Source organism: Thiomicrorhabdus sp. Kp2, assembly GCF_000478585.1.
Taxonomy (GTDB): domain Bacteria; phylum Pseudomonadota; class Gammaproteobacteria; order Thiomicrospirales; family Thiomicrospiraceae; genus Thiomicrorhabdus.
The window spans coordinates 2,456,410-2,478,393 of sequence record NZ_ARWI01000001.1 but is presented as its reverse complement, the minus strand read 5'-3'; the positions used below and the strand labels follow the sequence as shown (position 1 = coordinate 2,478,393).

Sequence of the window (21,984 nt, the reverse complement as noted above, 5' to 3'; positions counted from 1 at the left end):
GACTCTCAACAAAAAAGAAGGATTAGTTTTGGATTCATCTAATTTACCAGGCCTGGTAAATGAATAGAAATAAAAAAACGGAGTAAAGACGAAATGTATTTTATTCCGTCCTTTACTCCGCTTTGTGCATGGCTTTAATTAGTCCGATTAGCCTAATTTTAACCCATTACAATCATTCGCCAGCGTGAGCCAAATCCATAATAGGTGGAACCACATCGCCATTCTGAGCACGGTTACGCATAAAGTGGTCAAGTAAGACTATCGCCATTTGTGCTTCAGCAATCGGGGTTGCTCTAATTCCGACACATGGATCATGACGTCCTTTAGTCACCATCTCAATCGCTTCACCATCTGCATTAATACTTTTACCTGGTGTCATAATGCTCGACGTTGGCTTTAAAGCGATATGAGCCACAATATCTTGACCCGTTGAGATACCACCCAAAATACCACCCGCATGATTAGAGGCAAACCCTTGCGGTGACATCTCATCTCGGTGCTCTGTACCACGCTGAGCAGCCACCGCAAAACCATCACCTATTTCAACACCTTTAACGGCATTAATGCTCATTAAAGCGTGCGCTAAATCGGCATCTAAACGGTCAAATACGGGTTCACCTAATCCAACAGGCACATTTTTAGCCACGATGGTAATTTTGGCACCCACTGAATCTTTTTGCTTGAGCAAATTATCCATGTAGTCACGAATCTCTTCGCTCTTCTCTGGGCTTGGGCAAAAATATTCGTTTAAGTTATCGAATGGCCAAGTGACATTATCCACCGTAATAGGCCCTAACTGAGAAAGGTAACCTTTGACTTCAATACCTAAACGCTCTTTTAAATACTTTTTAGCGATTGCACCCGCAGCAACACGCATGGCCGTTTCACGTGCGGATGAACGCCCACCGCCACGGTAATCACGAAAACCATATTTTTGCGTGTAGGTATAATCCGCATGAGCAGGTCTAAAGGTCTCAGCCACTTTTGAGTAGTCTTTTGAACGCTGGTCTTTGTTATGAATAATCATTCCAATTGGCGTACCCGTGGTTTTCCCTTCAAACACGCCCGACAAAATTTGTACTTCGTCATCTTCACGACGAGCGGTAGCGTGTTTAGAGGTACCTGGCTTTCTGCGGTCAAGTTCTTGTTGAATATCCGCTTCGGTTAACTCTAAACCTGGAGGGCAACCATCCACAATGCAACCCAATGCCAAACCATGACTTTCGCCAAAGGTGGTGACTCTAAAATTTTGACCTAAAGTATTACCAGACATAAACCTGTTCTCAAATTCGTTATAATCGGGGTATTCTACCTAAAAACCGCCTAAATTGCATTTTCACACAGTCGAGTTTTACTTAAATGACATTGATTTCTACATCATTAAATTGGCAATATCCAAAGCCATTTATTTTTCAACACACTGTCCAGCAAGGAGACCTGGATTTTTTGGGGCACGTAAACAATAAAAGTTACCTGGCCTGGATGGAAAACGTCGCGTGGCAACACGCAAAATCGGTGGGCATAAGCCATGAAAAGCAGCGTGAACTAAACCGTATTATGGCGGTGTATGAAAACTGTATGCAGTATTTAGCAAGCTGTTATTTGGGGGATAAACTACTGATTGCTACTTGGGTGGGCGAACAACAAGGTTATTGCTTACGTAAACGCTACTTTCAAATTATTAGAGAGAGTGACCTAAAAACGGTGTTTACCGCTCAAGCAACCTATGTCTGTATTGATTTAACAGACCATAAACCCAAAAAAATACCCGCTGAGTTTATAAAGCCCTATCAAACAAACCCTTAGCCAATCTAGGCTTGTGTCTCAATTTTCACTAAACGCCCTACCAATTTACGCACCGCTGGTGCAACAAAAATCACGATTGGAAACGCGACTATAAAAGCCATAAACCAAGCTTTCATCCAAATAACCATAAAGCCTTCTGGCAAGCCAACGTTAAAAAAACTAATAATCGCGGACATTAAAAAAGACATAAAAAAGGCCATAAAAAATGCGAATAAAATCGATTGGTATTTTGCGTGAAACATCTAACTTAATTTCTCCTATAAACGGATTGATAAATAAAAAATCTAGGAGAGCGATTATAAGCTAACCTAGATTTTATTTGGGTGTAACTTTGAAGTTACATCTCTTTTACAGACTGTATTTAAACTCTGTAACACTCAATAGGTTATTTTTTGGTTCCTTCAATATGCAATTCAAGTAAAACAGTTGTAGATGCTGGCCCTAAATTTTTAGTGATATTGTAGTCAGCTAATTTAATTTCAGTGGTACCACTAAAACCAGAACGGTAACCACCCCAAGGGTCTTTGCCTTCACCAATTTTATGCGCCTGAATCGTGACTGGTTTGGTAACCCCATTTAAAGTAAAGTCACCTTTCACCTGCATATTTTCATCTGTGCCAGAGATTGAACTGCTGATAAAGGTTGATTCAGGATATTTACTCACATTCAGAAACTCATCACTACGCAAATGTTTATCTCGTTCTGCATGATTTGTGCTCACACTTTTAGTATCAATTTTTACATTGATTTTACTATTCGCAAGATTTTTATCATCATATTGATATTCACCAGAAAACTGGTTAAAGCGCCCTGTTAACCAACTGTAACCTAAGTGCTTAATTTTAAAATTGATTGACGCGTGCATCCCTGGCGTATCAATTGCATAACTGACTGGAGCGGAAATCGCAGTGCCTGATACAGACAGCAGTGCTACTGATAAAAATAAAGTACGGATTTTAGTCATGGTCGTTCTCCTAATTTAATAATGGGGCTTACGGTTTTAAAAGGGGTTTTAGCATTCGTTTCAAAGTGCTGTCTTTATCTATAAAGTGATGTTTTAGCGCGCCAATAAAATGTAAAGCAACAAAGCCTATTAAGGTAAAAGCTAGCCATTTGTGTACCTCACCAGCAATATCCGCTTGTTCAGAGATTGGCGCTACTAGAGCGGGAACAGAAAACCAGTTAAAAACAGAAATAGCTTGAGACTCGGCTGTTGAAATGAAATAGCCACTAAGACCTAACAAAAACACCAATAGATACAAAAGCAAATGCACACTTGAAGCGATAACTTTTAAAAAAATGGATTCCCCAAGCGCACTCGGTTTTGGATTTAAGATATTCCAGAAATACCTCAGCAACATCAGCGAAACTAACAGTACACCGACTGATTTATGAATATAGGGCGCATCGTGATACCAGGTTGAATAGTAATCTAATTCAACCATCCACAAACCTAAAGCAAACATAGCCAATACTGAAATAGCAACCGTCCAGTGAAGCACAATGGAAACCCAGCCATAAGTATGTTGTTGATTTGTTAATTGCATAATACATTCCAACTTGTTGATTGCTAAGGTGTAGTCTATAACGATACAAAAGCGCAAAAAACCAGTTAAAAAATAAAAGACCGTTCTATTTAATAGAACAATAAAGAAAAATACAGAAAATTGAGGAGAAAGCGTGTTTTAAGAAACAACCAGGCCTGGTAGAAATGATTCTTACCAGGCCTGGCTATTTGTTTTTAAGTATTCAATTTTAATATTTAAATTAGTGTTTATTATTTTTAATAAAATTCATACCTTGGAGCTTCCTGCTCCAATAATTGTTCTGACCAAGATTTAAGTAGGGTACGTGAATTGATCTCTTGAACTGGACGTGCATTTTCGCCCATGACTTCATTCAACTGCTGAATTTGTTCAATAGACGCTTCAATTGGGTTTTTAAAAACCATCCAATACACCCCTTCAGAACAAGGTGGGGTTGTTAAAGAACCGCTGTATTTATAAAACTCCGTATTTCCAGGAATAAACATAACGGGGTTTATACTTGCTCCTCTACGAATCTCCTCTTTACCAATCTCTTTTGGAAGGTTGCTTAATAGTGTCTGAATTTCAGGATTCTCTTCACCTTCCTGAAAAATCACCCCCATTACTGCGAGATTCCCATCACCATCTTTATGCACTAGATGCACTTCCATAGGATAATTAAAACCATCCTTCTGGTGCTCACTTGGCGTATGAAAGTGAAACTGTAGAAGTTCATAACGATGGCCAGCGAGCTTAATGTAACTGCCAAGCGGGTAATTGACTTGCACGGTATGGCCATTATTGACGATTTTTAAAGGTACATCACGATAATGTATATCGAGTTGTGGCAAACCCATTGTGCCCACGCCAGCTTTATCTTTTAAGTTAATAGGCGATTGGTTTTTACCTACCTTACATTGAATATTTTCAGGAGCTAACCCCCCCCAATGCTTCGGCCCTGACTCACCCGAGTATCCCCAATGCGGTTTGTGCTCTTGTTCAACCTTGGGAGGTTCTACCTTTGGCTCACTCTTTTTTTCTATAACCTTAGGTGTAGAAGAGGTCACCTCTGGCTTGGCCAAGTTATCCTTACCCGTTTTAGCTTTAATCTCAGCACCTAAATCCACTAATGGCTCTTTTGGCGTTTCATGCGTTTGCGACATGGCGGGCAAAGCACATAAGCCTAACGCAACAATTAAAGATTTTAATACAGGGTGCTTCATAACTTACTCCGAGCTTAATAGAGGTTTTTTTAGATGACAATTAATTGATACCAGCCAAGCAATAACTTTGCCAGGCCTGGTTCTATAGCGTATAGAAAAGGAATAGAGACGATGCCTATCTCTTAAAATAAAGTCGAAATAGGTTTGGCCCTATAGATTTGACCCTATTAAGTTAAGCAAATAAACATCGTTTTATAAAGTGGGTTAATTGAACGCTTTTGCATCGAGCACATCTTGAAAGAGTTCTAATTCAGATTTTTGAATAGCAAACACCCCTTCCCCTCCATGTTCAAACTCAAACCAATACAGAGGTAATTCAGGGTACTCTTGTTCAACAAAATATTGTGAAACACCGACTTCAACAATCAACACCCCATCTTCTTTTAGGTACTTTGGCGCTTCAGCCAAAATCTTGCGAACCAAATCCAACCCGTCATGCCCTGCTGCCAAACCCAACTCAGGTTCTTGCTTAAACTCTTCGGGCAAAGCCTGCATCTCTATTTCATCCACATAAGGTGGATTAGAGACAATTAAATCGTATTGTTTGCCTTCTAAAGCCGAATATAAATCGGACTGAATTGCATGGGCAAAATCATTTAAGCCATATTGGTCGATATTTTTCTGTGCCACCTCTAAAGCTTCTGCAGAGATATCGACCAAATCCACTTCTGAATTGGGAAAGGCTTTCAAAGAGGCAATCCCAATACAACCGCTGCCTGTGCACAAATCTAAAACATGAGTCACCGCTTCAGCATCTTGAATCCATGGCGCATAACTCTGTGAAATCAGTTCTGCTATAGGGGAACGTGGTACCAGCGTGTTTTCATTCACAATAAAACGCAGGCCTGCAAACCAAGCTTCACCCGTTAAATAGGCCGCGGGTTTACGTGATTCTATACGGCGCTGAAACAGTTCGGTCACTTGATGTCTTTCTTGAGCGGTTAGTTTTGCTTGCCAATAATTTTCTGGAATCTCTGCTGGCAGATTTAACACAAAAAATACCAAAACGCGCGCTTCATCAAAAGCGTTATCGGTACCATGACCAAAATAGAGTTCGGCTTTTTTAAATAAGCTACCACCCCAGCGGACAAAGTCCAGTACATTTTCTAAGCCTTCACTTTGGTAATTTACATTGCTCATAATTATATGTCTCTAAAAGATTGCTTGGGATTGTTAGGCGTTTGGTTTTTTAGCGTGTTTGGGTCTAAAACCTTTTACAAAGCTGTCATTGGTTTCAAGATAAGGACCTTCAATTAAGTCAATGCAGTAAGGAACCGCTGGAAAAACGGCTTCTAAACATTCGCCTATTGCAGACGGCTTACCTGGTAAATTAATAATTAAACAGCTACCACGTGTTCCCGCAATTTGGCGCGATAAAATTGCCGTAGGCACATATTGTAAAGAGACCGCACGCATCTGCTCGGCAAAACCATCTAAAATTTTATCGCAGACATTTTCAGTCGCTTCTGGCGTGACATCACGTTTTGCAGGGCCTGTACCGCCCGTCGTTAAAATCAGTCCACAACCGTGATTATCAACCATATCAATCAGTGTGGCTTCAATCACGCTTTGCTCGTCTTCAATCACCTTAGCGACGGCTGTCCAATCATTGCTAAGTGCCTGGCCAATCCACTCTTGCATAGCTGGACCACCCAAATCTTCATACTCACCACGGCTTGCTCGATCGGACACGGTGACAAAACCAATTTTAATTTCACTCTTTTGCATCTTTGACTCTTGAATCTATGAATTTAAGTCCACATATAATACCGTATTCTGCCCGTTATTAAGACGAAATCCTAAGTTTCAACGTTGAAATTTAAACATAAAGAAAAGCAAAGACATAACCAAAATATGACTGATAAAAACAACAATGAAATCCCTGAACTTGCCGAAGTTGACATAAAACCTTCCCATTCTGAAGAAGGTGAATCCACACGTACCCAAAATGCCATAACCTTTGAGGAAGCGTCAGATATTGAAGCCGTTATTGATGAGGAAGAGGATGACATTGACGAAGAACAGATCAAAATTGAAGTCAATGAAGCCCTAGCTAAAAAACTCATTCAAACCGCTAATGCGGTGCTTGAGGGGGAACACATTGTGAGTAATCCAGGCAGTATTTTTGGCCAACTCGCTAAACCTGAATTAACCATTCCTCGTGAGATTTTTTTACTGCCCGTTAAGGAACGTCCGTTTTTTCCAGGTCAACAATTGCCTGTTTTGCTTAATAAAGAGAGCTGGGGAGAAACCTACGAAGCCATTAAAGCCAGCAAATGCAAATACATTGGGATTATTTTTGTTAATACCGAACAGCATGATAGAGCGGAACCGAGCGATTTCTGCCAAATAGGTACCTTGGTTAAAATCCATGATCCCAAAGTGAAAGAGGATTACATTCAGCTCATTGCTGAAGGGGTAAAACGTTTTGAAATTAAAGAATGGATTTCGGGTAAAGCCCCCTATCGTGCTTTAGTAAATTACCCTAAAGACGTTATTGATGGTTCGGACAAAGAGTTTAAGGCTTACGGTTTGGCCATTATGAATGCCTTTAGAGAGTTATTACCTTTAAACCCACTTTACAGTGAAGAGTTAAAGTACTTCTTAAACCGCTATAGCGCCAGCGAACCTTCACAATTAGCGGACTTTGCTGCGGGTTTAACCACCGCTGAGAACGATAAACTGCAAGATGTTTTAGAAACTCTAAAACTTGCTGAACGAATGGAAAAGGTACTGGCACTCTTTAAACAAGAAATTGAAGTCACCAAACTGCAGTTTAATATTCGTGAACGAGTTGAAGAAAATTTATCAGAACATCAACGCGATTTCTTTCTACGTCAACAACTCAATGAAATTCAAAAAGAGTTGGGGATGGTCAAGGATGACCAAACAGTTGATACCGACCGTTTTAGAGAGCGCATTGAAAAACTCGCCCTCTCTGAAGAAGCCAGTAAAAAGGCCGAAGAAGAGCTAAGTAAACTCAATATGCTTGACCCTCAGTCGCCTGAATATAATGTCGCACGCAACTGGTTAGACTGGTTAACGCAACTGCCTTGGGGAAAACACAGCAAAGATTTATTAGATTTAAAACGTGCTAAAAAGGTGCTCGATAAAGGCCACGATGGTTTAGAAGATGTAAAAGACCGTATTCTTGAGTTTTTAGCCGTAGGCGCTTTAAAAGGTGAAGTGGCAGGCTCTATCATCTGTTTAGTGGGGCCGCCTGGTGTGGGTAAAACCTCAATTGGCCGCTCGATTGCCGAATCTTTAGGACGTAAGTTTTATCGTTTTTCAGTAGGCGGAATGCGTGATGAAGCTGAAATAAAGGGCCACAGACGGACCTATATTGGTGCCATGCCTGGTAAGTTTGTGCAAGCACTCAAAGACTGCGAAACCGCAAACCCTGTGATTATGTTAGATGAAGTCGATAAAATTGGTGCCTCTTTTCAGGGTGACCCTGCATCTGCGCTGTTAGAGGTTTTAGACCCCGAGCAAAACAGTGAGTTTATGGATCACTTTATGGATGTGCGTTTTGATTTATCTAAAGCACTTTTTGTCTGCACCGCCAATACCTTAGATTCAATTCCAGGCCCTCTGCTTGACCGTATGGAGGTGATTCGCCTATCGGGTTATATTACTGAAGAGAAGGTGCAAATTGCCAAACATCATCTATGGCCATCCCTTCTTGAAGAGGCTGGACTCACTAAAGAACAAGTGCAAATCACCCCAGCCGCGATTCGCCATGTTATTGAAGGTTATGCGCGTGAATCGGGTGTGCGTAATTTGAAAAAACAACTGGCCAAATTGGTACGAAAATTAGCATTTAAGTTTGTCACCTCTGATTTAACGCACTTTAAAATTCACGTTAATGAACTCGAAGAGATGCTTGGGCAACCCCGTTTTGTACCTGAAAAAGTTAATCAACAAATTGGTACTGTGACAGGGTTGGCTTGGACATCAATGGGTGGCGCAACCCTCACCATTGAAGCCAGCCGAGTACATACTTTAAACCGTGGTTTTAAGTTATCAGGTCAACTCGGTGAAGTGATGCAAGAATCGGCAGGCATCGCTTACAGCTTTATCTCTTCAAACTTAGAGAAATATAAAGCCGATCCTGAGTTCTTTGATAAAGCCTTTGTGCATTTGCACGTGCCAGATGGTGCCACCCCCAAAGATGGGCCTAGCGCTGGGGTAACTATGGCAACGGCTCTACTCTCTTTAGCGCGTGGTGAACCCATAAAAACAGCTTTGGCCATGACCGGAGAGTTAAGTTTGACAGGCCTGGTATTGCCCGTTGGAGGCATTAGAGAAAAGGTGATTGCGGCAAAACGCATTGGTATTAAAGAGTTAATTCTGCCAGAAGACAACCGTAAAGATTACCAAGAACTACCTGACTATTTACAAGAAGGAATGGGCATTCACTTTGCTAAAAACTTTGATGAGGTAGCGCGTTTAACGTTTAATATTCGCACAAAATCTATCGCGTTAAAAACCTACTTAGCGCATAAAGCGGCGGCTGAAGAATTTAATACCCAGCATTAAAATCTATTAACAACCAGCCCACCATTCGTTTTTAAAACCGACAAAAAACCCCGACTTACCAGGCCTGGTAAGTCGGGGTTTTAATTCTAGTTTATAAACTTCGCTAGCTTTTAAGCGAACAACACATTAATGATGATCGTATATCTTGGACTTCTTCTGAATCAAGCATTAACTCACTGATTCCATCTTGTTCGTAATTCCTCATTTCTTCACTACGGTAAGCACCCAATGAAACTTCTGAAACGATCGCATTCGCAACTTTAATCATTGCTACCATCGCCCTGACTTGATCATTTTTAATACGTTCACATTTTTCATTATGATGCAGCATAATGGCATTAAGCATATTCACAGGCAAACGCCATTTTTGGCCAATTAAAACTCCAATCATGGCATGATTTGAATCAAAAACCTCTTCCTCTTTTCTGATTGCCGAGACGGGTTTGGACATTGAATCCCTAAAAAGCCCTGCATAAGTTTCTTCATCTTTTGCTGCAAGCATCATCGCGCCCACATTATGAAACAAACCAAGCATGTAGGCCTCATCTCGAGTAATCCCATGCACCCATTCCGATAAATCCGCCATACAAAAGGCCACATCCACACTGTGATCCATAATGTCTTTGGATAATCCCTTACTGCCAAAGATATTCTTGATTGCCGCTGCGACCAATAGGTTTGATATATTAGTAAGCCCCATTACGGTTACCGCTTCACGAATTGAATTAACAGGCTCTTTGAGCTTAACAGCTGGGGAATTAATTAAGCGCATTAGCTCACCAGAAAGAGTCGTGTTTTTTGAGATAATATCCGCTACATTTCCCATATTGGCGAATTTACTTGATATTTCTTTATCAAGTTCAATAATTTCTTCAGGTAACTCGGGGATTTTTTGCCCATGGATAGCCTTAATGGCTTGGCGAAGTTTGTCTTGCATGCGGGTAAATCGTCCTAATTGTAAAGGTCAGATACTAAAAAATAATGTTCAGTAGTATATTACCAACGATAATTTAATAGAGTAAATATTTTTCACTTAAAAATCTTCACTAAAATCTATAGGCAGATAGAACTATAAAAAGTTATGACATAAATCGTTACTTTTGAGTAATCTAAACCTCAACTCAATCTTTAAAGTTATACGACATTAATGCCGATCTAATCTCAGATATCACATGGTCTTCAATCATTAATTCATTCAAACCATCTTGTTCATAAGCTCGCATTTCGCCACCACGATAAGCTCCTAGCGATATTTCAGCCACAATTGCATTGGCTAATTTAATCATGGCAACCATCGCTCTAACTTGGTCATTTTGAATTCGAGAACAATCTTCATTGTGATGCAACATAATGGCATTCAGCATATTGACTGGTAAATGCCATTTTTGGCCAATTAATACACCTATCATTGCGTGATCAGAGCCAAAAGCTTCGCGCTCTTTTAAGATAATTTTAAATGGCAAAGACATCGAGTTTCTGAATATTGACTCGTACTGTCCTTCATTTTTAGAGGCCAGCATTAATGCCCCAACATTATGAAATAGACCAAGCATATACGCTTCATCGCGGGTAACGCCTTCAACCCACTCAGATATATCCGCCATACAAAAGGCCACATCAACACTTTGATCCATAATGTCTTTAAAGAGGCCTTTTTTGCCAAACATATTGGTGATTGCGGCAGAAACCACGAGGTTATAGATATTGTCTAACCCCATAACATTCACAGCCTCACGAATTGATCTGATGGGCGTTTTTAACTTAACCACAGGTGAGTTCACCAACTTCATCACTTCACCAGACAGCGTGGTGTTCATTTCAATGATTTCTGCGACAGAAGCGGTACTGGCAAACTTGCTCTTAATCTCTTTTTCAAGACGCAAAATATCATCAGGAAGCTCTGGAATAGTTTGGCCTTTAATCGCGTGTAATGCGTTACGAAGTTTTTGTTGCATAGTTTTAAAATGCTTCCATGAATTAGTTAAATTTATAGCAATAGTGCCGTATGTAGAAATGAATACAAGGATGTCATAAAACTGTCATCCAAAATACGGTAGTTCGCAATAACACTGAGCAAAGTAACTGAATATTTTACCTCTATCACATTAAATAGAGAACATAATCCTAATCAAATTTCACGTTAATGTAATAAGCCAATCGTAAAATAGTGACAAATTAAAACATAAGCAAATGGTAATGGGAGAAACGATGCTTTTTTTAAATAAGCTTTCAGTGAAGCAAAGATTATGGATTAACCTACTGATTGTCATTACTTTTTTAGTCATCATCGTGAGCGAATCTCGAACGGCATTACAGCTAATCAATCAAAGCAGTTCAGAGTTAAAAAATATTCAGTCTACTCAGAGCTCCAAAATATCAGAGTTTCAGACCTTATTCTCTAATACCATTTTAAGCATGAACAACTATGCTCTCACTTTAGAAAAAGAGCATGGAGATGAATTTAATAACCAAATTGAAGTGCTTAAAGCGCTCAATCTTTCACTTAATTCAACTCAACAAATAAAAGCTTCAACGCTAGAATTAGAAAAGAAAAATTCTGATTTAGAGCCTGTATCAGAAATCAATAACACACCTCAAGAAGAGCTTGAACCGCAACTGGATGTTGAAGTAAGCGAGATGGCTGAAACCTTAAGAAAAATCAAAAAATCAGCCAATTCATTGGTGTTTTTAAAACGTCAAATCCAAGATACCATCGTTTATGGCATTGAACCTTCAGCCAATAATATTCAAACATTAATAGAATCTCTTAAAGCGATTGATGAAATTGATTCAACGGCTCTCAGTCTATTATCAGAAATTGAACAACGTTTAAAAGTATCGCAGATGAGCATGTCAAAAATGACATCAACCAGTGATTTAAAAAATAAACTGTTTTTTGATAACAAAGGTCTTGGTGATGGTGCTGAATCAACGTTTGAATCCCTAGCTGAAATTTTTGAAAGTGATTTTATAAATCGTGGCACTTTTGAAGAATTAACGAACGCTAGAGATGGCTATCAAGAATCCTTTAATGACTTGGCTGATTATCTAAAAACAACCCAACAAAACAATCATACCATCAGTGAACTCTCCTATAGTGCAACAAAACTGGTTCAAAACAGATTAAGCGAAACTGAAACAAAAACCGCAAATTTAATCAACAACCTTGATCAGTTAAGTGCCACTGTTATCAATCAAGTTGTCTATGAAAGTTTGGCAATATTAATGGCTTTAATAATTGTTAATATGTTGCTGGTGACATCGATTATTCGTCCGCTATACAACATGCGTGAACAGATTATTAACATTGCGCAAAACGGCTCTTATAAAGGGTGGAAGTCGCCTTCTGGAAAGAATGAATTGAATGATATTGGTGAAAGCGTTCAAATATTACTGAACTCGATTAGTTCAGTAACCAATGAAATTAATCAAGTCAGTGAGTCATTGGTTAAAGGTGATTTATCCGCCAATTTAAAAGGAGAATACAAAGGCGATTTAGCCATACTAAAAGATAATTTTAATGACTCAATGCACCAAGTAAAAGAGACCTTAAAAGAGATTGATAATGCCAGTCTCGCTTTAGCTCAAGGTGAACTAAAAACAAATATAGAACTGAACAATTTTAACGGTGACTATCATCATGTCATGCAAAACCTACAAAAAGCCATTGATATTCAAAAATCCTCTATTTCCTCAATCATCAATGTTATGAAAAATATGAGCATGGGTGATTTCAGCCATCGCATTGAGGCTGAATTACCAGGTGAATACCAGCATTTAAAAGAGTACTTAAACAACTCATCCGACAAACTTGAGATGGTTATCGACACCGCTAACACTATTTTAGATAACTACCGCCAAGGCAACTTCTCATTTCAAACTCAAACTCAATTTGATGGACGGTTACACGAACTCAAGGAAAATATGGACTCAGTGGCAAACCACATGAGCCAAATGCTATTCTCTGTAAAACAGGCTACTCATGATGCTTTAACAGGGGTTGAAGAGATTAGCTCTGGCAACCAAGACTTAAATCAACGTGTTCAAACTCAAGCAGCGGCCTTACAGAGTACTGCACAAAATATGGAAACGATGACCAGTACCATTGCGGAATCGTTGCAACAGGCTAAAGATGTGACCGCTTTAAGTGAATCGGTTAAGTATGAAATTCAACAAGGTAGTGAAGTGGTAAACCATATGGATCAAGCAATGAATGAAATCTCTAAAGCGAGTCAAGAGATTGCCAATATTACCGAAGTCATTGATAGCATTGCTTTCCAAACCAACCTTCTCGCTTTAAATGCGGCTGTTGAAGCCGCTAGAGCGGGAGAGGCTGGACGAGGTTTTGCCGTTGTGGCGAGCGAAGTACGAAATCTTGCAGGTCGTTCTGCAGAAGCCGCTAAACAGATTAAACAGGTTTCAGAGAGTAGCTTAACAAAGGTAGAAGCAGGCTTAGAATTAAGCAAGCAAACCACGGCAACGTTTTCACATAATCAAAAAGCCGTTGAAGAAGTCTCTGAAAGAATCTCTGAGATGCATCTAAACTTAGAGCAACAAGTCTCAGGGATTCAAGAAATTAGTCTAGCTTTTAACGCAATAGATAATACCACTCAGCAAAATGCGGCACTGGTTGAAGAAATTTCGTCCACTTCGGTTAATATCATTAGGCAAATGCAAGCATTAGAAGGCTCCGTAGATACCTTTAAGGTTTTACCTGTTAGCCCAATAGCACTGACAAAAACAACCTTAAGAGTCGCTTAAATTCAGTTAATATAAACCCACTCAAATCAACTATTGTTCAGTAACAAAGTTTTCAAACAGCGGCGCAACTATTTGCAATATTCGTTGCAATATAAGGGGTTGCCCTTCTGCATTTGGGTGCAAACCATCCGATTGCATTAAGTCAGGATCTAAAGCGACGGGTTCAATAAAAAACGGATCGAATGCAAGTGTATTTTTTTCGGCCAAGTCACGGTACATTTTTTGAAACATCTGGTCGTAGAGCGGGCCATAATTTGTGGGTAACTGCACCCCTAGCAAAATTACTTTACAGGCTTTATTAAACATTGGACACGCCTCAATCATACTTTGTAAGTTGCGTTTGGTAACATTCAAATCTTGGCCCCGTAATGCATCATTAGCGCCAAGTTCTAAAATCATAATCCTAGGCTGATGTTTTTCCAGTAACGCCTGTAATCTCTGCTTACCGCCAGATGTTGTTTCACCACTAATACTGGCATTTACCACATCAATTTGTGGATATTTTTTTTGTAATAAAGCAACCCACCCTTTTTCAACCTCTAAGCCATAAGCCGCACTTAAACTATCACCCATGACTAAAATCTTACCAGGCCTGGTAGGTATTGTAGCTGTCGTGCCTTGTGAGACGAGAGTAACTTCAGGATATTTCATGTTTTCACCCGCCATTGCAGCTTGCGGTTGTGCAGCGCTTAGACTAGGATGAAAGGCTATATTTACTATTACAAGCAATGATAAGAGAAGCTTAAACAGATGAGTGCCAGCAACCCTACTAAAGAAATTAATTATGTAATTGAACTGCAAAATGTGCATTATCAGATCCCTTCTGATTCAGAGGTTTTAGATATCATAAAAGCCTGTGACTTAAGAGTCCAGCCTGAAGAAGTCATTGCTATTGTAGGTCGTTCTGGCTCTGGAAAATCAACGCTGCTTTCTTTAATGGCAGGGCTTGAATCTGCCACGTCAGGAAAAGTGAGTCTACTTGGCCAAACCATTAATGCTTGCTCTGAAGATGAGCGTGCGCAAATCAGAGCACAACAAGTGGGTTTTATCTTTCAAAATTTTCAATTAATGCCCAGCATGACGGCCTTAGAAAATGTATTAATGCCACTAGAGTTATTTGATATAAATAATGCCAATGAAAAAGCACACAAGGCGCTTGAACAAGTTGGGTTGGCAAATAGAGCAAACCACCGACCTGCAGAACTTTCAGGTGGCGAACAGCAACGCGTTGCAATTGCCCGCGCTTTTGTCACAGAACCTAAAATACTCTTTGCGGATGAACCAACAGGTAACTTAGACGAAGAAACCGCCCAACAAATTCAAGCTTTACTATTTGAGCTAAATCGCACCTTAAAAACCACGCTGATTCTGGTGACTCATGACACTGAGTTTGCTCAGACTTGTCAAAAAGTCTATCACTTAACCAATGGCCAGTTAATAGAACAGTCTTCTTAGGGATTAACCAATGCTTAACACAATAAAACAAGAAGCCAGTACCGCTTCAAAATGGTTTTTTCGTAGCCTAAAAAAAGGCGATTGGTTATGGCTCATCATTGCGGTTATTATTGCAAGCACAACCGTAACCGTGGTCAAACAACTTGGTGAATCTGTACAACAAAGTATGTTGCGAAAAGCGGCAGAATCTCTTGGTGCAGACTTTGTCATTCAAAGTTCTCGCCCAATTGAGAGCAAATGGCAGCTAGAAGCCGAGAAACTAGGCCTAAAAACTTCACAGGCAACCTCTCTAGTCACAATGGCATTGGCAGAAAATACCAACGGTGAACAAAAGTTTCAACTCATACAGCTAAAAGGTATCTCGGCCAATCAACCTCTGCGAGGTCAATTAATATCGAACGATGCATTACCATTTAAAATGCTGAATAACCAAAGTGTGTGGGTAGAACCTAAGTTAATCTCGTTAATGCAATTGGATGCATCTTCACAAATAACATTAGGCACACAAAAATTTTCATTGGCAGGTACCGTTGAAAGCCCTCAAGTTACTAATCCAATGGCAAGTTTTGCTCCGCAAGTTTGGCTACCACTTACAGCACTTAATCAAACAGAGCTAATAGGCCCTGGCAGCCGCGTTAGCTACGCTCTTAATGTTGCAGGAGCGGATAAAAATGTGCAAAAGTTTGCTAAGCTCATTCAAAAAAACCAACAACCTCATTGGCAACTAATCTCCGCACAAGCTCCTTCTGAGGATTTAGGTAACTCCCTAGAAACGGCTTGGTTATTTTTAGACCTCTCTGCACTCTCTGCTATTTTAGTTGCGGGTATGTCCATACTGATTGCCAGCCGATTTTATTTAACTCGTTGGAAAAATAGCATGGCATTAATGAGAGCATTTGGCGCAAGCAATGGCAAAATGACTCGGCTATTTGCCTTTCAATTAACCTGGATTGCGGTGTTTAGCAGCGCGATAGGTGCCTTCTTGGGATATTTAATTTCTCTTATAATTCACCCTTATTTAGAAAACTTTTTTACCCCTTTGGTCACAGCTAACCCAATCCCCGCTTTATCAATTGGATTTTTGAGTGGCATTTTGGTCTTATGGACTTTTGCCTGGCAAGCATTTCAAAGTGCACTAAAAACACCGCCTATACAAATACTAAAATCGGTGCCGAGTCAAACAGGCTATGTGCATTGGTTGGTGAGTTTCTTTTTATTACTCACTCTGATTAGCTTAATGCTCAATATCAATGCAATTATTTGGATTTTATTAGGGATTATTGCCTTCAGTATTTTACTGTTCCTAGCTTCTTTGCTGCTGCTTAAGTTTTTAAATGTCCTGCAAAAATACAGTCATGGTTGGTTCAAAATCGCACTTTCTAATCTCAATAAAGAGCCAGGCCTGGTACAAATTCAGCTGGTTTCAGTTGGCATGGTGCTCTTTGTGTTAATGCTAATGACTTTTGTCAGACAAGATTTACTCTATAACTGGCAAGCGTCTTTACCAAGCAACACTCCTAATGCCTTTGTTATGAATATTCAGCCAGACCAAAAAGAAGCTGTGGATAACCTCTTAATAACTATCCCAAACAAAACTGAAGCCCCGATGGTTAGAGGGCGCTTAACTAAAATTAATAACAAAGAAATACTCGCTAGCCAACAAGAAAGCGAACGTGGTAAACGTTTATTACAGCGAGAAGCCAATATTGCGGTATTAAACCGTCTTCCCTCTCATAATATAATCGTGACACAAAGTAGCAAAGTGACTCAACTGCCTTTTGTTTCTGTTGAAGAAAGCATTGCAGAACTCTTCAATATTCATATTGATGATAAATTAACGTTTAATATCTCGGGGCAAGATTACACCTATCAGGTTAGTAGTCTTCGAAAAGTCGATTGGCAAAGCTTTCAATTGAATTTTTTCTTTATCATTCAACCCGTTGAAGGTATCGATCTCCCACTCTCTTATTTGAGTAATTTTCACATTCCAGCAGAAAATACAGAAATAACCCCTAAGCTAACCAAACAACTTGCTATTGAAACACCTGGCGTGATGTTGATTGATGTACGAAAAATCATGCAACAAATTCAAGACATTATGAACCAAGCAAGCTGGGCGGTTTCTGCGTTATATGCTTTTACGCTTCTTGCAAGCATAGGGGTACTCTTTACAGCCACCTTAGCCAGTCAGCAGTCGCGTATACAAAGCTGGCTGTTACTCAGAACCCTGGGCGCACAGAATAAAGAGATAATTAAGATTGGTTTAACTGAATTTGTCTTTTTAGGAGGACTCGCAGGCGTTTTAGCAGCCAGTTTTGCACAAATAGCGAGTATTTTAATCAGTCTCTACTTACTGAAAACATCGCCTTCTTTAGATATTTCTTTATGGCTACTGAGTGTTCTTGTTGGTAGCGGACTGTTTTTACTTATTGGTTTAGTTACTCAATGGGGTTATATCCAGCAAAGCCCTCAAAAACTCAAACGTTATTTAACAAATAGTTAAACATATACAAACAAATGTAGAAGCCAGCCTTTCACCAGGCCTGCTAAAACAGATAAATAACTACCTTTAATTTTTAAAATCCGTGTTCAAACCTCGGTCTATACTTATGTTTTTTCATTGAAAAATTTGATATTTGACACAAATAGTAATAATATATAACTAACTCATACATTAAATGGAGTTTAGTTATGGAAAATTCAAAGTTAGAAAAAAAATTAAATAAAACATGGAAGCACTTATTAAAAGCCAACCTTAAGCATGATGAAGAGCGCGCAACCTCTCTATTAAAAGAGATGATTCAATTAGAGATTGAACAGAAAAAACGTAAACATTAATCAAGAAAGGCTTACAAATCAGTAAAAAAGAAATTGATAATGGTTATAGAAAAAGAGTGGTCGGAATGACAGGATTTGAAACTGTAGCCGACCTCCTTTCCCCGTCCCCTAAACACTGGACATAAAGGGTTTACTGTGTACAATATCTAGTTACATACACCAGTGAATCATGCCGAAACACCTAACCAAACAATTCAATACCTGGACTTATCAAAGAAGAGTCCCCGCAGAACTAAAAGACCATCCTAAATTTACAGGCAAGAAGGTCATACGCAAATCATTAAAGACCGATTCACTTCAAGTAGCTCTCAAATTGAGAGATGCAGAAGACGCCAAACTTGAAGCCATCATTAGAGGTGACTTAATCTCTGAATATGAGGAGGCGTACAGACAACTTGTTGAAGATGAAGGACACCCTGCGACCGCAACTGATGACAAATTAGAAAACCTTTGGTGTGCTTTAGATAGCCTTGAAGACACTTATGACCTTGGTGGACGACTAGACCCTGCATACAAGAAAGACCCTATGATACTAGCCTTTAAAGCCTACATAGATAGAGCTAGAGGTAAAACAAAGGCACCCATCAAAGCCACCCTTTTACAAGCTCTTGAGATTGCTAGAAGTAAAGCCAAAGCTAATGGGCAAGCTCAAAGATATATCAACAGCTTTGATAACGCTGTAAGCCAATTCATTACGTTCTTAGGTGTTGCAGACATTGAGCTTGACTGGATAGATACCCAAACCGTTGATGACTTTATTGAACACAGGTTAAGCACCGTCACTCCAAAAACAGTTAAGAACGATATTACAGCCCTATCATCTATTTTTAGAACGGTTAAACGTAAAAACATGGTGACCAGTAACAACCCTTTCTTGGAACCTAACCTTTCAACTAAAAGAACCAAACACAGAGAAGCTTTTAGTGTTTCAGAGGCTAGTGCAATTTTAGAGGCATTACCTGAGAAGTTTAAGCTTGTATGGCGTATTGCTTATTACACAGGGATACGAAGAGAAGAGCTATTTAAACTTTCAGCCTCTAGTATCGTCATGAAGGAATCAGAAAAAGGGAACATCAAATGTTTTTCCATTGCTCCTAATGGTGAGGGTAAGACCGTGAACGCTACACGTTACATCCCTATACACCCTGAGCTTGAGCCTCACTTAGAAGGTTTCAACGGTTTTGACTTTGCCCCGAACACCTTCGGCACCCATAGACTCAAAACCACAATCAAACTATATGGAAAAGAATTTGCGGAGAGCCACTCCTTACACAGTCTAAGACATACCTTTAGTACAACCCTGCATAACCATTTACGAGAACAACCTCATTTAGTTGACTGGTTGACAGGCCACACAAGAACAATCCGCACTGAGAGTTACCAAACTTACTTTCACGGGTATGGGCTTGATATACTTTATGAGGCTGTTACGGCAATACCAAAGATTTAAAATTTTAACCATAAGTAAACAATCACCAATAAAGAACTAACTCACATCAACAGTTATTAGTTAATCACTTGTTACTTTGCATACACCATAATATTGACTTGGAACCAGGTTAACAATGATTGTACCCCGACTGTGAACAGATTGTCCTTTATCACTTATAACTGTTGTCTGCATCCCTCCCGAAGTAAGAGATTCCAGGAAGGTTATGCCTTTATCACCTGACCAATATTGAACCTCAGATAAACCATTATTCCCAACCACAAAGGCCTTTTTAGTCACAGTATCCAACTTAAACTCAAGTTTAAAAGGGTTAGCTGATATATCACTAAGCCCCTTAGATGATGCCGTTGAGTTATATAAACAACCCCACGAAAAAACACCTCCGTATGCAAACGGTACAACCAACAGCAATCCTAAAAACATAATCAACTTATTCAAAACTCAAATCCCCCATGAGTTGGTAAATCGGCTTCTCAAAAACAGAAGTTGAACGAGTACCGACTATTGAAACTTTTCTGTTCTTAACATCAATAGAGACTAACTCGAGGACTGCCCATCCCTTCTCAGGATTTGCATCCAAGCCAAGAAAAATCAGAGCATCTTTACTAGGAGAAGGAACACTTTCGTACTCCATACTTCCCATCAATAACTTCTTATCACCTTTAGCATTCTTAAACAAAGTAGCCGTCAAAGGATTTAATAACTTATCCTCAGAGCAACCCACTGGAGCAGTTGAATAACACCCCATACCCTTTAGGTTATTAAAGGATAGTGAGACCTGCTCAGCTTTAACAACTAAAGCATTCAAAGACATTACCAAAGCCAAACTTACTACGAATTTAGAGGGCATTAAACGCCTCCTTTTATTAAAACAAGTAAAAATACTAACACAACTACCACGACGACTACAACACCCTTTACTCCCTCTTTTTGAAATGACCGTTTAACAAACCCCATGGGGGTGCTTTTTAGCCTAGGAGTCCCTTAACCTTTCACTTCATAACATGCACAACGAACCTTGCATTTTGTTAAAACTTAATGATAGACTGTTATCAACTACCTTATAAGGACTATTAACAGTGATTAAGTATGTGACTTACTATCGTGTATCAACCAAGAAGCAAGGAGATTCTGGGCTTGGCCTGGATGCACAGAAACGAGACATTCAGCTATACCTAGAGAACTACTCAGGGACACCTTATGAAGTCATGGCAGAGTACATAGAGATTGACTCAGGGGCTAACTCAGATAGAAAAGAACTCAATGAGGCTATCAGATTAGCGAAAGCTGAGGGGGCGGTTTTGTTGGTTGCTAAACTGGATAGATTAAGCCGTAAGGTGTCCTTTGTGGCTAACCTAATGGATGACAAAGGGTTAAATCTTAAAGTGGCTCAAATGCCCAATGCTGATAAGTTTCAGTTGCATATCTATGCAGCTTTAGCTGAACAAGAAAGAGAGTTTATCTCTAAGCGAACCAAGGCCGCTATGCTTGAAGCTAGGGAGAGAGCCAAGAAAGAAGGAAGACCTCACAACCAGGGTGGACTTAGAGGCTCTACCGCTAAGGCTAACCAGGCTAGAAGAGACCAGGCGGACATCTTTGCAAGTAAACTTAGAGGCCTACTCACCCCCATGGTTAAAAACCAAATGAGCCTAGAGTCTATCGCTAACGCTCTCAACACCTCAGGTCATAAGACCGCTCAGGGTAAAGACTTTAAACCTATGACAGTTAGTCGATTAATCAAAAGATTAGACCTTTAAGCTCTATGGTATCGAAAGCCCTCACCTCTATGCTCTCCAAATGAGAACAAGTATCATCTAGTGTTCATGTAAGACTTCGACCTAAAGTAGCCCTAAGTATACTTTATCCTATCTACTTTATAGTCTCCTTTGTGAATCTAACTTATTGATAAATAAGGCTTTACCTTGAATTATCTTTGTGTATCATAATACCTCTTAACACAACCTATAAGAGCCAAAGGACACCTTATGATTGAGCATTACCTATGTGAAGTAACCAACAAGATAGCAACAACCTCTCTTACACCTGAGTTCCTCAGTGACCTTGGTGTGATTACCTTAGTACCCATGGTTAAACCAAATATACAACTGCTAGAACAGTATGAACAAAGTGGCGATACCTGTGTAGAAGTCTCAGGGCTTTTCTTTAGATTAGACTCAATAGAATAGATAGGCCTGTAAGCTCCTGAGAGCCTCACCACGGGGTTTTCCAGGAGCAACCTAACACTGAACCTAAAAGCCTCTCATAAGGTCTTTTTCACCTCTAGGTAAACCACTTTGCAACCTACGGCTTTATTACCTAGTATTTCAATATGCTCCCTATGGAAGGAAACACTTCCTATAGGGGAAAAGAAAAGCAAGCTTTGAAG

Annotated in this window: 21 protein-coding genes; 9 read left to right on the top strand and 12 right to left on the bottom strand. The window is 39.7% G+C overall.

Annotated features, from left to right (window positions below):
• Nucleotides 1–172 precede the first annotated feature (172 nt).
• Nucleotides 173–1,273 (bottom strand): chorismate synthase, encoded by a 1,101-nt coding sequence (gene aroC, locus A379_RS11160; RefSeq protein WP_040728137.1) that lies wholly within the window; start codon nucleotides 1,271–1,273, stop codon nucleotides 173–175.
• Between the two features lie 86 nt (nucleotides 1,274–1,359).
• Between aroC and A379_RS11155 the strand changes: the two genes are divergently transcribed.
• Complete coding sequence (locus A379_RS11155; RefSeq protein WP_040728136.1) at nucleotides 1,360–1,806, top strand: thioesterase family protein; 447 nt, start codon at nucleotides 1,360–1,362, stop codon at nucleotides 1,804–1,806.
• 5 nt (nucleotides 1,807–1,811) lie between these two features.
• Here A379_RS11155 and A379_RS11150 read toward each other — a convergent pair whose 3' ends face one another.
• The 6 genes from A379_RS11150 to mog form a co-directional block, all read right to left on the bottom strand.
• Nucleotides 1,812–2,048 (bottom strand): DUF2798 domain-containing protein, encoded by a 237-nt coding sequence (locus A379_RS11150; protein ID WP_040728135.1) that lies wholly within the window; start codon nucleotides 2,046–2,048, stop codon nucleotides 1,812–1,814.
• A 143-nt stretch (nucleotides 2,049–2,191) separates the two neighbouring features.
• Nucleotides 2,192–2,770 carry a YceI family protein gene (locus A379_RS11145; protein ID WP_040728133.1) on the bottom strand — a complete coding sequence of 193 codons (579 nt, stop codon included), beginning with the start codon at nucleotides 2,768–2,770 and terminating at the stop codon, nucleotides 2,192–2,194.
• Between the two features lie 28 nt (nucleotides 2,771–2,798).
• Nucleotides 2,799–3,353, bottom strand: coding sequence for a cytochrome b (locus A379_RS11140; protein ID WP_040728132.1), 555 nt, complete (start codon nucleotides 3,351–3,353; stop codon nucleotides 2,799–2,801).
• A gap of 236 nt (nucleotides 3,354–3,589) precedes the next feature.
• Nucleotides 3,590–4,555, bottom strand: a complete 966-nt coding sequence (locus A379_RS11135; protein WP_040728131.1) for a carbonic anhydrase — start codon at nucleotides 4,553–4,555, stop codon at nucleotides 3,590–3,592.
• A gap of 204 nt (nucleotides 4,556–4,759) precedes the next feature.
• Nucleotides 4,760–5,695: a 50S ribosomal protein L3 N(5)-glutamine methyltransferase gene (gene prmB, locus A379_RS11130; RefSeq protein ID WP_040728130.1), complete on the bottom strand. Its 936-nt coding sequence runs from the start codon at nucleotides 5,693–5,695 to the stop codon at nucleotides 4,760–4,762.
• Nucleotides 5,696–5,728: 33 nt separating this feature from the next.
• Nucleotides 5,729–6,283, bottom strand: coding sequence for a molybdopterin adenylyltransferase (gene mog / locus A379_RS11125; protein WP_040728129.1), 555 nt, complete (start codon nucleotides 6,281–6,283; stop codon nucleotides 5,729–5,731).
• 126 nt (nucleotides 6,284–6,409) lie between these two features.
• Between mog and lon the strand changes: the two genes are divergently transcribed.
• On the top strand, nucleotides 6,410–9,094 hold the full coding sequence (lon, locus tag A379_RS11120; protein ID WP_081696408.1) for an endopeptidase La: 2,685 nt from the start codon (nucleotides 6,410–6,412) through the stop codon (nucleotides 9,092–9,094).
• A 103-nt stretch (nucleotides 9,095–9,197) separates the two neighbouring features.
• Here lon and A379_RS11115 read toward each other — a convergent pair whose 3' ends face one another.
• A complete protein-coding gene (locus A379_RS11115) occupies nucleotides 9,198–10,031 on the bottom strand; it encodes an HDOD domain-containing protein (RefSeq protein WP_040728128.1) in 834 nt (277 codons plus the stop codon).
• 184 nt (nucleotides 10,032–10,215) lie between these two features.
• The gene (locus tag A379_RS11110; protein WP_040728127.1) at nucleotides 10,216–11,049 is read right to left on the bottom strand and encodes an HDOD domain-containing protein; all 834 of its coding nucleotides are present in this window, start codon (nucleotides 11,047–11,049) and stop codon (nucleotides 10,216–10,218) included.
• A gap of 253 nt (nucleotides 11,050–11,302) precedes the next feature.
• Here A379_RS11110 and A379_RS11105 point away from each other — a divergent pair, with 253 nt between their 5' ends.
• Nucleotides 11,303–13,855, top strand: a complete 2,553-nt coding sequence (locus A379_RS11105) for a methyl-accepting chemotaxis protein (RefSeq protein ID WP_157832372.1) — start codon at nucleotides 11,303–11,305, stop codon at nucleotides 13,853–13,855.
• Nucleotides 13,856–13,885: 30 nt separating this feature from the next.
• On the opposite strand, the gene A379_RS11100 is transcribed toward A379_RS11105, so the two are convergent.
• On the bottom strand, nucleotides 13,886–14,506 hold the full coding sequence (locus A379_RS11100; RefSeq protein ID WP_040729100.1) for an arylesterase: 621 nt from the start codon (nucleotides 14,504–14,506) through the stop codon (nucleotides 13,886–13,888).
• 99 nt (nucleotides 14,507–14,605) lie between these two features.
• On the opposite strand from A379_RS11100, the gene A379_RS11095 reads away from it, so the two are divergent.
• The 4 genes from A379_RS11095 to A379_RS11085 all read left to right on the top strand — a co-directional run bounded on the left by A379_RS11095 (nucleotide 14,606) and on the right by A379_RS11085 (nucleotide 19,598).
• Nucleotides 14,606–15,310: an ABC transporter ATP-binding protein gene (locus A379_RS11095; RefSeq protein ID WP_040728124.1), complete on the top strand. Its 705-nt coding sequence runs from the start codon at nucleotides 14,606–14,608 to the stop codon at nucleotides 15,308–15,310.
• 10 nt (nucleotides 15,311–15,320) lie between these two features.
• The gene (locus tag A379_RS11090; RefSeq protein WP_040728122.1) at nucleotides 15,321–17,813 is read left to right on the top strand and encodes an ABC transporter permease; all 2,493 of its coding nucleotides are present in this window, start codon (nucleotides 15,321–15,323) and stop codon (nucleotides 17,811–17,813) included.
• 188 nt (nucleotides 17,814–18,001) lie between these two features.
• Nucleotides 18,002–18,148 (top strand): hypothetical protein, encoded by a 147-nt coding sequence (locus A379_RS13075; protein ID WP_157832371.1) that lies wholly within the window; start codon nucleotides 18,002–18,004, stop codon nucleotides 18,146–18,148.
• A gap of 169 nt (nucleotides 18,149–18,317) precedes the next feature.
• Entirely contained in the window at nucleotides 18,318–19,598 is a 1,281-nt protein-coding gene (locus tag A379_RS11085) for a DUF6538 domain-containing protein (protein ID WP_040728120.1), read from the top strand.
• A gap of 60 nt (nucleotides 19,599–19,658) precedes the next feature.
• Here A379_RS11085 and A379_RS11080 read toward each other — a convergent pair whose 3' ends face one another.
• Both A379_RS11080 and A379_RS11075 read right to left on the bottom strand, forming a co-directional pair.
• Nucleotides 19,659–20,036, bottom strand: coding sequence for a hypothetical protein (locus A379_RS11080; protein WP_040728118.1), 378 nt, complete (start codon nucleotides 20,034–20,036; stop codon nucleotides 19,659–19,661).
• Complete coding sequence (locus A379_RS11075; protein WP_040728117.1) at nucleotides 20,029–20,448, bottom strand: hypothetical protein; 420 nt, start codon at nucleotides 20,446–20,448, stop codon at nucleotides 20,029–20,031. The genes A379_RS11080 and A379_RS11075 overlap by 8 nt, the downstream gene beginning before the upstream one ends.
• A 229-nt stretch (nucleotides 20,449–20,677) precedes the next feature.
• On the opposite strand from A379_RS11075, the gene A379_RS11070 reads away from it, so the two are divergent.
• Together A379_RS11070 and A379_RS11065 are read left to right on the top strand one after the other, a co-directional pair.
• Nucleotides 20,678–21,355 (top strand): recombinase family protein, encoded by a 678-nt coding sequence (locus A379_RS11070; protein ID WP_040728116.1) that lies wholly within the window; start codon nucleotides 20,678–20,680, stop codon nucleotides 21,353–21,355.
• A 228-nt stretch (nucleotides 21,356–21,583) separates the two neighbouring features.
• Nucleotides 21,584–21,784: a hypothetical protein gene (locus A379_RS11065; protein WP_040728115.1), complete on the top strand. Its 201-nt coding sequence runs from the start codon at nucleotides 21,584–21,586 to the stop codon at nucleotides 21,782–21,784.
• Nucleotides 21,785–21,984 lie beyond the last annotated feature (200 nt).